Below are 15,400 nucleotides of genomic sequence, written 5' to 3' on the forward strand. Positions count from 1 at the left end.
CCCGAAAGAAGATCTGAAAACACACCCCCCACCCCCCCCCCCCCCCCCCCCCCCCCCCCCCCCTTCCCCCCTCCCCCCCTCCCCCCCCCCCCCCCCCCCCCCTCCCCCGCCACGGAACTGCGGTCGCCGGTGCCGATCAGCAAACCCGCGTGCGCGCCCCCCGCCGCGGCACTACCGTTCCCGCGTGGCATCGAACCTCGGTCTCGCCGTCGACGGGCGCGACGACTTCCAACGCTTCGTCGCCGACGCGCTGCGCACCGCTGACGTGCTGGGGCGCAGCGGTGACCTGACCGTCCACCGGTGGCAGGACCCGAGCGGGGCGCGTGTCGTCGTCGCCACCAGCGGCCGGCAGATCGTGGAGTTCCTGCCGTGCTACGCCGGCGCGCCCGGCCCGCTGCTCGCCAACGTCCACAACGCCAACGACGAGGTCACGATCGCCGACGTGGTCGACACCGACGGCGAGAAGATCGGGATGTTCGCCGCGGAGTTCGAGCAGCGGCGGCTCCTGCCACAGGCACCGTCGGGCGGCCTGGCGGCGGTCGTCGCGTTGGGCGTCGACGTGTCCGTCCACGCCGACGCCGACGCGTTCGCGGCGTCCGACGACAGCCTGCTGAGCCCGCGGTCCTCCGGCGAACCGGACGAGCCGCCCGCACACTACGTCGAGCGGGGCTGGCAGTGGCCGCCGCGCATGGCGGCGAACTCGTTCCTCTCCTACGGCGTCTTCGGCGCCCCCGAGCACGCGGAGGCGCACGCCCGCCTGAACGGCACCGTCCTGCACGCGGCCCGCAAGACCGTGGCGGCGACCGGGCAGCAGTTCGTCGCCGCCCGCGTGGACTGCGGCGTGTTCGAGACCGACGTGTGCCTGCCCGTGGGCGCCGGCACGGCCGACCCGGCCCCCGGCAACGTCATCGCCGGGACGGTCTTCCTCGTCGCTTCACTGCCGCAGGTGCCGCCCCAGCCCAAGCGCGGCTTCCTGCCCTGGAAGCGCTGACACGGGAGCCGCGGTCAGCCGCCGGCGGGCGCCGGCCCGTCGACGTTGACGGTGACCGGGCCGGTGCCCGACCGGGTGACGACCTCCTGCGCGGGGTCGACCCCAGGTTGCTCTCCCGGTGCACGACGTGCCTGGGAATGTGGACGAAGTCGCCGGGGCCCGCGTCGACGGCCTGGGCGCCGCCGGGGCCGAACTCGATGCGGACGGTGCCGTCCACGACGTACACCGACGTGTCGTGCTCGCCGTGATGATGCCATCCGGATGTCGCGCCGGGCGCGGAGCGCACCAGGCCGGACCACAGGCCGTTGACGGCGATGGCCTGCTCGCGGGTCTTTCCCGGCGTCGGGTCGTCGACCCGGCGGTCCTCGGGACGGATGCGGGTGACCTCGTCAGGCTCGCTCATGCGGCACTCCTCGGCAGGCGGTGACCTGATGAACGCTACGCCGCCCGCGCGCCCGGTGTCCGGCCGCCGTGACCGTCGAGCCGATCGACGGCGGCACCGGCTCGCGGGTGACCTTCACCCTCGACTCCGAAGGCCACGGCCGCGGCGCCGCCCTGGTCCCGGTCGTGCGCCGCCAGGCGGGCTGTCCGTCAGCGGTAGCCGTGGCGCTGGGCGGGTTTCTGGGGCGGGTGCTGTCCGCCGGCAACGTGCCGGTGGGCACGTGTTTCCAGGTCGCGCCGGGCGTGGTGGTGACGGCGTGGCGCGTCCTGGCCGAGGTGGGGTCCGGTGAGGTGGGCGCCGCCGTGCTGGTGGACGCGCTGGGTCTCGAGCCGGCAGCGGAGGTGGCGACCGGGCGGGTGCTGCGGGTCGACCCCGTCCACGATCTCGCGGTGGTGGCGCTGGCCGAGGGGGTGCTGCCAGGGGTGGTGGCCGGGTTCGCGCCGACCGGTGAGCAGGCGTTGTCGACGCCGGTGACGGTCGCGGGCGTGGCCGAGGGGCCCGGGTTCGTGGAGGCGTCCGGTCTGCTGGAGGGCAGCGGTACCCGCGACGGCGTCGTGGTCGGCAGGGTGGAGTCGAAGGCGGTCACCACGGGGATGCGCGGTGCCCCGGTGCTGCGGCGCTCCGACGGCCTGGTCGTGGGGGTGGTGTCGGGCCGGCACCACAGCGTCGACGGCCGGCTGCGGGACTCGGTGTGGGTGGTCCGCGTCGAGGACCTGCTGCTGGTGCTGGACGGCGTCGCCGATCCGCTGGTGCGTCGGTCGCCGGTCGGCGCCGCGGTGGACGTGACGGTCACGGTGGACGCGGCGTCGGTGACCGTGTCGGGGCAGGGTCGGCAGGCGGTGACGGTGCCGCACCAGGGGGTGGTGCCGGGTCTGCGGGTGTCGCTGGACGCGTTCCACCGGTCCCGTTCGGGCCTCACCGCGCACCGTGATCTGACGCCCGCGGACGGCGTCGCCGGGACCGCGGCAGCACCGGTCGTCGCGGTGGGGCGGGCGTTGACCGGGAACTTCCTCGCCGGTGCCGCCGGGGAGCTGTTCAAGGACCTGGTGGGGACGGCGCGGGCGGCGCACCGGCCGACGCGGGTCGGGTTGCGGGTGGTGCCGGGGCTGGCGGCGCTGCCGTGGGAGACGATGGTGTCGCCGGGCTCCGGCCGGCCGCTGGGGATCGACCCGCAGGTGCGCGCGTTCCGCCAGGCCCGTTCGGCGGCGGTCGCGCTGCCGGGTCCGCTGCGGATCGTGGTGGCGATCGCGTCGCCCCTGACCGGCGGCGGCGTGGTCCTCGACTACGAGCAGGAGCTCCGCAACGTCCTGTCGGCGGTGCGGGCCGCCCGGGCCCACGACGCGGACGTGCGGGTGGTGCACTTCGCGACCACGGCCGCGATCCGGGCCGCCCTTGCCGGCGCTCCGGCGCACGTACTGCACCTGTCCGGCCACGGCCTGCCGGGTCTGCTGGTCCTGGAGGACGAGGACGGCGCGGCCCGGCGGGTGACCGCCGACCAGTTCCTGGACGAGGCGGTCCCGCCAGGTGCGGTCCCGCCCGTGTTCGCGCTCGCCGCGTGCCACACGGCCCGGCACGCCACCGCGGGCGGCGGTTCGTTCGCCGAAGGGCTCCTGGCCCGCGGTGCCGGCGTGGTGATCGCGACCGAGACGTCGATCAGCGACAGGTACGCCACGCGGGTCTTCGCCCGGGTGTACGGCACCCTCGCCGCCGACCCCTCGGCCGATGTCGTGGCCGCTGTCGCCGAGGCGCGTGCTGCCGTACAGGCGGAGCTGGAACGATCGGCGGACGACCGGGACCGCCGGCTCGCCGCGTTCCAGGAATGGTCGACCGTGTCGGTGTACGCGCCGTCGGGCTCGGTGCCCGTCATCGACCCGTGCGCCCCGCCCGCGGCGGTTCCCGGTGCGCGGCCCGGCGCCGGGATCCTGCGGCGCGAGGTCGGCGAGGCGGTCGGCCGCCGCCGCGAGCAACGCGAGTGGCCCGCGGCGCTGCTCGGCGGCCGGACCGCCGGGATCGTCGTGCACGGTCTCGGCGGGGTCGGCAAGACCACCCTGGCCGGCGAGCTGGTCACCCGGATCCTGGAACGCGAACCGGACCGGGTCGTCGTGGCGGTCACCGGCCCGGTCACCGGCGAGCAGCTCCTCGCCGACGTCGCCGCGCAGGTCAACGACCGCCTCCACGAGCGCGGCACCCGCTCCCGGGCCGCGCCGCCGGAGCGGGTGCTGCGGCTGCTGGCCCGCGTCGCCGACCCCGGGCGGAGCCTCGCCGACCGCACCACCGCCCTGCACGCCCTGCTGGCGGACCTGCCGGTGCTGATCGTCCTGGACAACTTCGAGGACAACCTGGTCGCGCTCGGCATCCAGCCCGTGGTGCCGGCGCTGGCATGGCTGCTGGCGGCACTGGTCACCAGGCCCGGCCGCGGCCGCCTGCTGATCACCTGCCGGTACCGCTTCACGCTGCCGGGCAGCGCCCACCGCGCCCTGTCGTTCCACCACCTTGGCCCGCTGTCGTTCGCCGAGACGATGAAGCTCGCCTGGGCGCTGCCGCACCTGGACCGGATGGCCGGCGACGACCTGGAGCGGGTGTGGCGGGCGGTCGGCGGGCATCCGCGCTGCCTGGAGTACGTGGACGCGCTGCTGGCCGGGGGCGCCGCCCGCTACACCGACGTGACCCTGCGGCTCGCGACGGCGGTCGAGCACCAGCTGCGCACCGCGACGGCCGCCGAGGTCGGCGATCCTGACATCGACACGTACTTCGGCGCGCACGCCACCCTGGACGACGCGATCGCCGAGGTCGCCACCCTCGCCGCCGACGACATCCTGCTCGACCGGCTCCTGGAGGGGCTCGCCCCCGTCCCGGCGGCCGTCCGGCTGCTGACCGGCGCCGGCGTGTACCGGGTGCCCGTCGACCGCGTCGCCCTGGCGTACCAGCTCGGCGACCTCGACCCGGCCGTCGACCCGACCGGTCACATCGCCGACGTCGACCGGCGGATCGGCGAGGTGCTGGCCGGTGCCGGGCTGCGACCGGACCAGGTCGCGGCGGCCGGGCCGGCGGTGCGCGAGCAGATCGGCGCGCTGCTGCGGCGACGCCTGCCGCGGCCGCAGGTCACCGCCGACCCTCAGCTGGACCGGGCAGTCACCGCCTGCGTGGACAGTGGTCTGCTCACGCCGGGCCGCCGGCCGGACGGAGCTGCGACCTGCTTCGTGCACCGGTGGACCGCCACCGCACTGTCCGCCCGCGCCGTGCGTGACGGCGGCACGGCCGGCCTCGTCGACGCGCACCTGAGAGCCGCCGCGTACTGGCGGTGGCGGGTCGCGTTCTGGCCCCAGCCCCCGTCCGCCGACGCCGACGACCTCCGCGAAGCACACCATCACCTCACCGCCGCCCACGCCCTCGACCCCGGCATCGACCCCGGTGACCTGGCAGATCTCTGCAACCAGCTGCAGTTCGTCCTGGCGGACCTGGGCCGGCGGCACGAAGCGGCCACGTACTCCGAGGCCAACCTCCAGATCCGGCGGCTCCTCCACGACACCGCCGCCGCCACGCAACACGCCATCGGTCTCGCCGGCGCTTTGACCAACTACGGCTTCCGGCTGTCGGAACTGGGACGGCGGGACGACGCGTTGGCCGCCACGCTCGAAGCCGTCGAGGTGTTCCGCCGGCTGGCCGAGGCGGATCCGGTCGCCTTCGAGCCCGCCCTCGCCCTGGTGATGAACAACCTGGGCGTCGACCTGTCGGATCTCGGCCGGCGGGAGGAGGCGTTGACGGCGACAGCCGAGGCGGCCGGCGTCCGGCGGCGGCTGGCCGCGGCGAGACCGGCCGAGATCGAGCCCGACCTTGCCCTGTCGTTGAACAACCTCGGCAATCACCTGTCGAATCTCGGCCGGCGGGAGGAGGCGCTGGCGGCCAGCGCCGAGGCGGCCGACATCCGGCGACGGCTGGCCGCGGCGAGACCGGCCGAGTTCGAACGTCACCTCGCGTCTTCGCTGAACAATCTCGGCAACCATTTGTCGGACCTCGGGCGGCGAGGCGATGCGCTGGCGGCCACCGCCGAAGCGGTCGACGTGTACCGCCGGTTGGCCGCTGCGAACCCCGGCATGTTCGAGCCCGATCTTGGCATGTCGTTGAACAACATCGGGGTCAGGCTGTCGGAGATGGGGCGCCGGGATGAGGCGCTGGCGGCCGGTGCCGATGCGGTCGGCGTGTACCGCCGGTTGGCCGCGGCGAACCCCGGCGCCTTCGGGCCCGACCTGGCCCAGTCGCTGAACAACCTCGGCAACCGGCTGTCGGAGGTGGGCCGCTGGGAGGAGGCGCTGGCCGCCGCCGTTGAAGCCGTCGAGATGCGCCGCCGGTTGGTCGCAGTGAACCCGGCCGCCTTCGAGCCCGACCTGGCCCAGTCGCTGAACAACCTCGGCAACCGGCTGTCGGACATGGGGCGCCCGGAGGAGGCGCTTGCCGCGGCGGTCGAAGCCGTGGAGGTGCGCCGCCGGTTGGTCGCGGTGAATCCGGCCGCGTTCGAGTCCGGCCTCGCCGCGTCGTTGAACAACCTCGGCAGTCGGCTGGTGGAGGTGGGGCGCCCGGAGGAGGCGCTTGCCGCGGCGGTCGAAGCCGTGGAGGTGCGCCGCCGGTTGGTCGCGGTGAATCCGGCCGCGTTCGAGTCCGGCCTCGCCGCGTCGTTGAACAACCTCGGTGGTCGGCTGGCGGACATGGGGCGCGAGGAAGAGGCGTTGACCGCCTCGACCGAGTCCGTGGCGGTGTATCGCAGGCTGGCAGCGGTGAATCCGGCCGCGTTCGAGCCCGGCCTCGCCACGTCGTTGACGAATCTTGCAACGCTCCTGGAGAAGTCCGGCCCGGATGACGCGGCGGCGGCCGTCACGGAAGCGCGGCGGATCAGGGAGCGGCACGCTACCCGTTCAGCCGCGGCCGCGGACGAGGGGTAGGAAGACCTCGTCGACGATCTCGACCAGGATCTCGTCGGCGACCGAGGGGATGCCGCGCATCGCGTACTCGGCGCGCAGCAGCATCATCGGGGTCGTCGCGACGCGCAGGTGCACGGCCGCCGGCGGGGCCTCGGCACGGGCCGCGGCGCGGGACAGCATCGACAGCCAGGCGCGGTCCATGGCGTCCGCACCGGAACGTTCGCGCATGAGGGTGAGCAGCGCCGGGTCGTCGGCGGCGGCCGCGAGCAGGTCGCGCAGGATCGCGCCGTGCGGGGACGACCAGGTCTCGTTCGCCGCCCGCAGCATCGCCAGGGCGTCGCCGCGCAGGGTGCCCGTGTCGGGTTGCGGCAGCACGGCGTCGGAGAGGTGGCGGTACGCCGCGATGCCCAGCGCGGCCCGGTGCGGCCACCGGCGGTAGATGGCGTTCTTGTTGGTGCCGGCGCGGGCGGCGACCCGGTCCATCGTCATCCCCGCGTAGCCGGACGTGCGCAGTTCCTCGGCCGCCGCCGAGAGGATCGCCCGCTCCAGCTCCGAACCCCGGCGCCGTGTCGTCATGGCTTGCAGGGTACTCGACGTACCCTATAAGGTACGCGAAGTACCTTACGAAGGAGTGCCATGCGCGTGTTCGGCATGAACTACGACACCGGCTTCGTCAGCGCCGGCTCCACGACCCACGAGCCGTGGGACCCGCGGACCGTGCGGCGCGACCTGCGCGTCATCCGCGACGAGCTGCGCTGCGACGCGGTGCGCATCACCGGCGGCGTGCAGGACCGGCTCGAGCTGGCCGCGCGGCACGCCGCCGAGCTCGGCCTCGAGGTCTGGTACTGTCCGTTCACCAACGGCCTCGACCGCGCCGGGCTGATGGCGTTCGTCCTCGACGGCGCCGAGCGGGCCGAACGGATCCGGCGGAGCGGGGCGCGGGTCGTCTACGTCACCGGATCCGAGATCGCCATGTTCACCGACGGGTTCCTGCCGGGCCGCGACCTCACCGAGCGCATGGCCCTGTTCACCGATCCGATGCGCCTGCGCGAAGCGGTCCCCAGGGCACGCGACGCCGTGCGCGACTTCCTCGCCGAGGCCGTGCCCGCGGTGCGGCAGCGGTTCGGCGGCCCCGTCGCGTACGCCTCGATCCCCCTGGAATCCGTCGACTGGACGGCGTTCGACATCATCGCGAGCGACGCCGGCTACCGCGACGCCACCAACGCCGCGGCGTTCCCGCAGACCCTGGCGGCCGCGACAGGACAGGGCAAGCCGTACGCCGCGACCGAGTTCGGCTGCTGCACGTTCCGCGGCGCGGGCGAGGTCGCGGGCTCGGCCGAACCGGTGACGTACGACCACGCGACCGGACACGCCGAGCGGCTGACCCCCGGCCTGGAACGCGACGAGGAGGGCCAGGCCCGCTACATCCTCGACCTGCTGCGCGACTACGAGGCCGGCGGAGTGGACGCGGCGTTCGTGTACACCTTCGCGAACCGGCACCTGCCCACCACCGACGACCCCGACCGCGACTTCGACCTCGTCGCGCGCGGGATCGTCCGGGTGCTGCCGGACGGCTCGTGGACACCGAAGGCCGCGTTCCACGCCCTCGCCGAATACGGCCGCACCCGCGCCGACCAGCCCGGCAAGCCCGAGCGGGCCGAATAGCCGGGGCGGCAACGGGCCCTGCTGCTCGCAAGGCCCTCCATGCCACATCGGCGGTGGCATCATGGTCGCGATGGAGCTACCCGCACGGCTGGCGGCGTTGAGCGGCACCGACGAGCCCGCCGTCGCCGACGCCTATGTGGACGTGTGGCGGCGGGCCTTCGCAGGCGGCGCGCTCACCGCCGAAACCGCTCCCGTCGTCCGTCATCTCCTGGCCGCCGTGCACGACCCGGCCTTCGGCGCCGGCGACGACACCATCCGCACCGGCATGGTGTTCCTGCTCCGCGAGATCGCCCGGGTCGCCCCCGCCGCCGACCTGCTCCCCGAGATCTTCGCCGCCCTGTGGCCCGTCCCCGCGGCCTGGCCGCTGAGCACCCGGGCCACGGCGGCGTCCGCGGCGGCGATGCTCGTGCGGCATCCTGCCCTCGCCACCCACCGCGACGACGTCATCGCGTATCACGTGTCCGCCGCCCGGTCGGCCGAGGACCGGCTCGTGTGCGCCAGTCATGTCGTCGACCTCGGCGAGCTCGGCGTCGCGCCCCGGGACTGGCTCGACGACCCGCGGCCGGGCGTGCGGATCTGCGCCGCCCTCGCCCCGGCCCTCGCCACCGACGAGATCGCCGTCGAGCTGCTCGTACGGGCCGCCGAACACCCTCGCGCGTTCGACCACGCATTCGAGGAGCCCTTCTGCGCGCCCCAGTACCGACTGATGTTCATGTCGCAGTTCAACATGGCGTCGCACACGAAGCTCATCACCGCCGTGTGCGAGCGGGTCTCGTCGTTCCCGCGGCTGCTGCCGGCCGCGCTGGCCGCCGCCGACCTTCGCGACGGGTCGGTCGGCCCGTACCTGCGGGTCGCGTTCCCCGCCGGCCTGCCGCCACCCGCGACGGCGACACGCGAGCAGGCCGCATTCGCGGAGGCGCTCGCGGACCGTGACGGCATGTGGGGCCTCGGCTCGCGCCCCATGTTCGCCGCCGCGGGCCTCCCGCACGACCGCGCCCTCTGGCGGGACGTGCGCGGCCCGGGTCGCCGTGGCGAGTACTCCGCTTCGACGATCGCGGTCTTCGAGCTCACCCGCTGCGCCCGCCTGATGCCGCGGCTGTGGATCGGTCTGGAGCGCACGGATCCCGGCCTGCCCGGCGCGCTCGTCGACGCCATCCGCCGCGACGGGCTGGACGTCGACGTCGAGGCTCCGCTGCGCTTCACGGTAACGGGATCCGGCGCCCTCGATCCCGACTTCGTCACCGGCGCGATGCCTCGCCGCACCCAGCTCCACGCGATGCGCCTGGCCGCCGCGTTCAGCCTGCGGGTCACCGTCCACGAGTGGGCCGGCGGCACCGCGTACCGCCAGCAGTTCGTCGACGGCGCCCCGCTCTGCGCCCGCGAGGACCTCGGCGCCGGCGACCGCGACGACGGCTTCCGCATCACGTTCGAACTCGACCGCGAGTGGCTCGCGGCGGACTGACCCGGGCCGGACGTGAAGCATCCCGCCGTGGACGGTGTCTACGGCACGGGAGGCGTCGCCGCGGGGTGGTGGCTGGACGCCGGCGTGACCGCTGAGGTGGTGAGCCAGCGGACGAGGAGGCCGCCGCCGACGCCGATGCCGAGGACGATCGGCACCGAGTACATCCAGCCGGGGAACATGCCGACGTCGGTGAGCGGGGCGACGAGGCCCGCGCCGACGCCGCCGGTGACCGCGAGCGCCACCACGACGGGCAGCTCGCGCCAGTGGCGGCGGCGGGCGGCGGTGACCAGGCCGGTCACCAGGATGGCGATGGCCGTGGCGGCGCCGACCGGCACGGCCAGGACGGCGACCGGCGGGCCGCCGATGCGGGCCGGTGGGTTGTAGAAGCAGCAGCCCTCGCCGGAGTCCGGGATGCCGCGGCGCTCCCAGTGGCCGTGCACGTCGCGGTACAGCAGGCCGTCGCGGCCGTTGGCGACGAAGAGCACGTGGCCGCCCGGCACGGCGTGCACGACGAGGGACCGCGACGCCAGGTGCAGCGCCGGGTCGCCGAGGTCCGGATATTCGCCGCTGAGGCCGGTGTACGAGGCGCCGCCCACCTCCCACGCCGGGGTGAACGTGGTGCCGCCGTCACGGCTCTGCTCGACGCGGAGCGCATCGCCGGCGACCCGGTAGCAGACGTCGCCCTGGCAGTGCCGGGACTGTGGCGTACCGCGGCCGCCGCTGCCGCCGTCGAGGCGTTCGACGACCTCGCCGGTGTCGTCGACGCGCCATGCGGTGGCGCTGTCCCGGCGGATGGTCTCGACGACGACGGTGCCCGGCCGGTCGCCCTCGACGACCGCCGTCACCTCACCGGTGGACAACGCCGACATCGCCAGGCCGCGCGTGCACGCCCACAGCACCACGCACACCACGCCGCCGACGAGCACGACGATCAGAACCTGCCCCCGCCTGTTCATCGGCCCAGGATCCCAGCCATCGACAACGGTCAGGCCACGCGGAGGACACGACCCGGCGGTCAGCCGGGGTACCGTGCCCGATGTGCCTCTCGTCATCCGCCCGCGCCTGCGGAAGCTGTTGCCGGTGCTGCTCGGGGCGCTCGGGTTCGTGGCCGTGGGCGGGTATCTGCTCGCGACCGGCCACGTCCTGGAGGGGCTGCTGTCGATCGGCTTCTTCGGCGGCGGCGCGGCCCTGGTGGTCGGCCGCGCGGCCCGGCACGGCAGGTCGCAGCTGACGCTCGCCCCCGACGGCCTGCATCTGAGCACCGGCGGCGTCATCGCCTGGACCGACATCGAGGCGGTGACGCACACGACGGCCTCCGGCGGGATGGTGGGCCTCCGCCTGCGGTCGCCGGAGCGCTTCCTGTCCACCGTCCCGCCGCACACCAACCGGGCGATGCGCCGCTTCATGCTGCCGTTCGCCGCGGTCCTCGGCGTCCTCGGGGCGAGTTCGCTGCTGCGGTACGCCCGCACCGTGCGCACCTACGCGGACGAGCTGCGCTGGAACCGGGACACCTTCGGCTGGGACGTCGCGTTCGCCGACGCCTGGCTCGACCGCCCCGGCGCCGACTTCGCCGCGCTCCTGGAACACCACCGCCGAGGCCTCGACGGCGCCGGGCCGCGGTAGGGCGTCAGCGAAGGGCGGCCGGCGTGGTGGTGCAGGCCCAGTCCTCCTGGGCGGGCGGCGAATAGGCGGAGACGCCGGCGGCGTTCGACGCGCGGACCTTGAAGCACATGTAGGTCCCCGGCGTCAGGCCGTCCCAGGTGAGCGACGTCGCGTTGGCGCCGGTGGTGCGGGACGTCGCGCCGTTGATGACGGTGAAGCCGGTCTCGTTGCCCGAGTTGTCGGTCCACTGCAGGCGGATGGCGGTCGGGCCGGTCGGTGTCGCCGACAGCCCGGTCGGCGCGGCGGGGCCGGAGCCGGCGAGGCTGGTGGCGCAGACCCAGTCACCCTGCGCGGCCGGGTGGTAGGCGGACGGCCCGGTCGCGTTGAACGAGCGGACCTTGAAGCACATGCGGGTGTCCGGTGCCAGGCCGTCCCAGTTGAGGCTGGTCGCGTTGGCGCCGGTGGTGCGGGACGTCGCGCCGTTGAGGACGCTGAAGCCGGTCTCGTTGCCCGAGTTGTCGGCCCACTGCAGGCGGATCGTCGTGGCGCTGACCGGGGTCGCGGTCAGGTTGCCGGGCGCCGCCGGTACACCTGCCGCGGCGGACGTCGCCGGACCGGCGGTGGTGCCGGGAGCCGCCGACGCCGGGCCGGCAGCGCGTGAGGCCGTCGTCGAAGGGCTCGGCAGCGGGACATCGGTGAGCCCGGCGGCCGCGGCCGGGTCCGTCTCGCCGGTGCCTGCGCCGGTGCCGGCGGCGGAGGGCGTGCCGGGGTCGCGGCCGCCGAACACGAGGAACGCCGCGACGACGGCGACGACCGCGAGCACCGCGACGAACCCGGCCAGCACCAGCGGCGGTCGGCGGGTCAGCACCGGGGTCACGGGGACGGTCGGCTCCGCGGCCATCGCCTGGCGCGCCGCGGCCGCGAGGGCGGCGCCGGTGGGCCAGCGGTCCGCCGGGTCCTTCTCCAGCGCCCGTACGACCACATCCCGGACGGCAAGGGGCACATCGGACGGTAACGGGGGTGGTGCGTCGTGGGCGTGCCGGAGCGCGATCTGCAGCATGCTCTCGCCGGTGAACGGCAGGTCACCCGCGAGGCACCGGTACGCGACGACGCCCAGGGAGTAGATGTCGGACTGGGCGGTCGCCTGCTCGCCGCCGGCCCGCTCCGGCGCGATGTACGACGCGGTGCCCATCAGCAGCCCCATCGACGTCTCGTGGGTGCTGGCGGAGGACCGCGCGATGCCGAAGTCGGTGAGGACGGTGCTGCCGTCGGGGCGCAGCAGCAGGTTGGCGGGCTTGACGTCGCGGTGCGTCACGCCCTTCTCGTGCGCCGCGTGCAGCGCCTCCGCGGCCTCCGCGACCAGGCGCATCGTCGCCTCCGCGGTCAGCTTCCGGTCGCCGCGGTCGAGGGTGCGGGCGAGCGACTCGCCGTCGATGTACTTCATCACCAGGTACACGCCGGCGACCGGGTCGTCACCGAAGTCGTAGACGTCGACGACCCCGGGGTGGCTGATCGTCGCCATGGTGCGCGCCTCGGCCCGGAACCGCTCGATGAACGACGGCTCGCCCGCGGGCGCGCGGAGCAGCTTGATCGCGACGGTCCGGCCCAGCACCCGGTCGTGGCCCTGCCACACGTCACCCATGCCGCCGCTGGCGATATGCTGCCCGACCTCGTACCGCCCGGCCAGAACCGTTCCCGCGCCGATCACCGGGTCTCCCTCCGCAGGCCATGACCGACCTGGACACGAGGACAGCCGGACAGCGGGATTCTGCCAACACCTGGCACCGAGGACAACCGCACACGGCCGTCCGGGCGCGGAGTGTATGCCCGCCGCGCCGCGCGGGACGCCCCGCGGAGTGTGATGGTCGTCTGTGCGTACCGACACGCTGTGCATCGATGGGTGCACAGCGGATGATCACGGTATGGCGATACGGTCCCGGGCGACGAGGGTCGCCGGCGCGATGCTCATCCTGCCCCTGCTGCTCGGTTGCGGCTGCTGCGAGGGGCCCGCCGTGGTCCTGGACTCGATCTTCGGCGGGGACCGGGACACGTTCACGGATCAGGACGTGATCGGTGACTGGTCCAGCGACTGCGGTGGCTCGGTCAGCATCCGCGGCGACGGTACCGCCACCGTCAAGGACCTGCCGATCCGCGAGGAGCACGTCAAGGGCTCCGCCGACGACGTCGAGGTGACGACGGGCGGGGAGTTCACGTGGAAGATCTTCGCCGCGACCGCGGACACCGACCAGGAGGTCCGGTTCCAGCCGAAGGAGGGCGGCGGGGAGGAGTTCAGCGCCCACGCGGAACGCAACTGGGGCGGCTTCGAGCACCTCGAGTACTACAAGAGCAGGCCGAGCGATCCGATCTACTGCGTCCTGAGCAGGTAGCGTCAGGCGGGCTGGTCGTCGCCGGGGATGTCGGTGATGAAGCCGACCTGCGGCGGGGCCTGGTCGCGGCACACCGCGGGCAGCACCGGCTCGGAGGTCGTGCCGCCGGCGAGGCCGACGCGGAACGTGCCCGGGGCGCCGGTGCAGGACGTCGCCGTGTACGTGATGTGGGTGCTGTCCGGTGCCCAGGTGGGTGCGGTCGCGGTGCGGTCGCTGACCTGGTGCTTGCCGGCGCCGTTGGCACGCATGACCCAGACGGTGTTGTTGTGCACCCACGTGATGCGCTTGCCGTCGGGGGACAGGCTCGGCTCGGCGTTGACCTGGTCCTCGGTGAGGCGCACCTCACGGCCGCCGGTGCTGGCGTAGACGACGCCGTCGCGGGCGTAGACGTCGGTGCCGGTCGCGGCGTGCGCGGCGGACGCGCCGATCAGGCTGCTGAGCCCCGCGGCGGTGGCGAAACCGGCGAGCGCGAGCGCCTTGGTGATCGTGGTGCGGTTCATCCTTGCCCCCTGTGGTCCGTCGCTTCCGTGTGACGCTGAGACCATCGGCGCAACCGGCCGGCACCTGAACGATTCCCGCCGGCAACCTGCGTCAGGGGCTCACCCGGAAGAACTCCAGGGCCAGCCGGCTCGCCCCGGAGCCGCGGGTCGTGGCGACCCAGTCGTCGCCGAGTCCCGCGAGCCAGCTGCCGTAGCGGCCGAGGTCCTGGCCGGTGCGCACCGAATACACCGCCACGTGCGGCTTGCTCCCGGTCGCGCCCTGCACGGCGACGAGCCCGGCGGTGAGCGCGCAGTCCCAGCTCGCCGACAGCCCCGACAGCCCGCTGTCCGGCGCCTGCCAGCGCACCGCCCCAGTCCGGAAGTCCAGCAGCCTGAAGCCGCCCTCGTCGGCGGTGTCGCGCACCAGCAGCGTCGTGCCGTCGCTCTCCAGCGGCACGCCCTGCTCGTCGGACCGCCACACCGTCCGGCCCGTCGCCAGGTCGTACACCTGGACGGCGTCGTTGGAGGTCGCCGCGGCGATCTTCGTCCCGGCGCCGATCAGCACCGGTCCCTGGAACCGGTCGCCGAACGCGCGCTGGCACTCCCCGCCCCGCTCGCGGCCGCTGTAGACGGCGTCACCGGTGTCCGGCCAGGCCCGTTTCCCGGTGCCGCCGTCATACGCGGCGACGGTGACCGTGCACTCACGGTCACCGGACGGCGGGTCATGGTCGGTGGTGACGAGGAGCTCACCCGCGGCGAGCGCGAACCAGCCGCGCCCGCGCGGCACCGACGCCGCCGACGCCGCACCGGTCGCCGGGTCGACCAGGGTGAGCCCGCCCTTGCCCGGCGCGCCGGTCAGCAGCAACCGCGGACCCGCCTGCGGCGCGAACGGACCCCGCCGCCCGATCGTGTCGGTGCCGACGTTGCCGGTCGCGCCCGCGAGCCGCCACCGCTCCCGCCCGTCGCGCACGTCGCTGGCGACGAGCGTGCACACGGCGCCGCCGGCCGGGCAGTCCCCGCTGTAGACGGTGTCGGCGTAGACGACGGGCCGCCACAGCGACGGTGGCGTGCCCCACGCGGTCGAGCCGGTCGCGGCCTCGATGACGAGGACCGGCCCGGACTCCGGCTGCTGGATGACGACCCGGTCGCCGGCGACGACGGCGGTCGCCTTGTCCGGCAGCGTCCGGTGCCACACCTGGGTGCCGGTCTCCTTGTCGAGGCCCAGCAGGGTCGTCTCGCCGATGACCACGGCGGTGCCGCCGACGACGGCGACGTCCTGCGACCCGGTGTCGACCGGCACCGTCCAGAGCGGTCGCGGACCCGTCGGCTCCGGCCGCCGGGCGGGACCGCAGGCGGCGACCGCGACGACCAGCCCGATGACGCCCACGACAGACCACCGCATGGCGACCACGCTATCGACTCCGGGAGATGCCCGCAGGCCGGCCCGTCGCCCGCG

12 protein-coding genes are annotated in these 15,400 nt (G+C 74.5%); 6 read left to right on the plus strand and 6 right to left on the minus strand.

Annotation, left to right across the window (positions count from 1 at the left end; translation table 11 throughout):
- Positions 1-184: 184 nt before the first annotated feature.
- Complete coding sequence (locus ACZ6TV_RS07230; protein WP_465296275.1) at positions 185-991, plus strand: hypothetical protein; 807 nt, start codon at positions 185-187, stop codon at positions 989-991.
- On the opposite strand, the gene ACZ6TV_RS07235 is transcribed toward ACZ6TV_RS07230, so the two are convergent.
- Complete coding sequence (locus tag ACZ6TV_RS07235; protein WP_465296276.1) at positions 906-1,394, minus strand: cupin domain-containing protein; 489 nt, start codon at positions 1,392-1,394, stop codon at positions 906-908. The genes ACZ6TV_RS07230 and ACZ6TV_RS07235 overlap by 86 nt on opposite strands.
- A gap of 68 nt (positions 1,395-1,462) precedes the next feature.
- On the opposite strand from ACZ6TV_RS07235, the gene ACZ6TV_RS07240 reads away from it, so the two are divergent.
- On the plus strand, positions 1,463-6,370 hold the full coding sequence (locus ACZ6TV_RS07240; RefSeq protein ID WP_465296277.1) for a tetratricopeptide repeat protein: 4,908 nt from the start codon (positions 1,463-1,465) through the stop codon (positions 6,368-6,370).
- Here ACZ6TV_RS07240 and ACZ6TV_RS07245 read toward each other — a convergent pair.
- On the minus strand, positions 6,344-6,925 hold the full coding sequence (locus ACZ6TV_RS07245) for a TetR/AcrR family transcriptional regulator (protein WP_465296278.1): 582 nt from the start codon (positions 6,923-6,925) through the stop codon (positions 6,344-6,346). The two genes, ACZ6TV_RS07240 and ACZ6TV_RS07245, sit on opposite strands and share 27 nt — an antisense overlap.
- Before the next feature lie 60 nt (positions 6,926-6,985).
- Between ACZ6TV_RS07245 and ACZ6TV_RS07250 the strand changes: the two genes are divergently transcribed.
- Both ACZ6TV_RS07250 and ACZ6TV_RS07255 read left to right on the plus strand, forming a co-directional pair.
- Positions 6,986-8,014, plus strand: a complete 1,029-nt coding sequence (locus ACZ6TV_RS07250) for a hypothetical protein (RefSeq protein WP_465296279.1) — start codon at positions 6,986-6,988, stop codon at positions 8,012-8,014.
- Positions 8,015-8,084: 70 nt separating this feature from the next.
- Entirely contained in the window at positions 8,085-9,476 is a 1,392-nt protein-coding gene (locus ACZ6TV_RS07255; RefSeq protein ID WP_465296280.1) for a hypothetical protein, read from the plus strand.
- 38 nt (positions 9,477-9,514) lie between these two features.
- Here ACZ6TV_RS07255 and ACZ6TV_RS07260 read toward each other — a convergent pair whose 3' ends face one another.
- Positions 9,515-10,432 carry a hypothetical protein gene (locus ACZ6TV_RS07260; RefSeq protein WP_465296281.1) on the minus strand — a complete coding sequence of 306 codons (918 nt, stop codon included), beginning with the start codon at positions 10,430-10,432 and terminating at the stop codon, positions 9,515-9,517.
- An 82-nt stretch (positions 10,433-10,514) separates the two neighbouring features.
- Here ACZ6TV_RS07260 and ACZ6TV_RS07265 point away from each other — a divergent pair, with 82 nt between their 5' ends.
- Positions 10,515-11,099, plus strand: coding sequence for a hypothetical protein (locus ACZ6TV_RS07265; protein ID WP_465296282.1), 585 nt, complete (start codon positions 10,515-10,517; stop codon positions 11,097-11,099).
- A 4-nt stretch (positions 11,100-11,103) separates the two neighbouring features.
- Here ACZ6TV_RS07265 and ACZ6TV_RS07270 read toward each other — a convergent pair whose 3' ends face one another.
- Complete coding sequence (locus ACZ6TV_RS07270) at positions 11,104-12,786, minus strand: serine/threonine-protein kinase (protein WP_465296283.1); 1,683 nt, start codon at positions 12,784-12,786, stop codon at positions 11,104-11,106.
- Positions 12,787-13,000: 214 nt separating this feature from the next.
- On the opposite strand from ACZ6TV_RS07270, the gene ACZ6TV_RS07275 reads away from it, so the two are divergent.
- Complete coding sequence (locus ACZ6TV_RS07275; protein ID WP_465296284.1) at positions 13,001-13,465, plus strand: hypothetical protein; 465 nt, start codon at positions 13,001-13,003, stop codon at positions 13,463-13,465.
- Between the two features lie 2 nt (positions 13,466-13,467).
- On the opposite strand, the gene ACZ6TV_RS07280 is transcribed toward ACZ6TV_RS07275, so the two are convergent.
- Both ACZ6TV_RS07280 and ACZ6TV_RS07285 read right to left on the minus strand, forming a co-directional pair.
- Positions 13,468-13,965, minus strand: coding sequence for a TolB family protein (locus ACZ6TV_RS07280; protein ID WP_465296285.1), 498 nt, complete (start codon positions 13,963-13,965; stop codon positions 13,468-13,470).
- A 91-nt stretch (positions 13,966-14,056) separates the two neighbouring features.
- Positions 14,057-15,346, minus strand: coding sequence for an outer membrane protein assembly factor BamB family protein (locus ACZ6TV_RS07285; RefSeq protein WP_465296286.1), 1,290 nt, complete (start codon positions 15,344-15,346; stop codon positions 14,057-14,059).
- Positions 15,347-15,400 lie beyond the last annotated feature (54 nt).

The organism is Dactylosporangium sp. NPDC051087 (assembly GCF_055586325.1).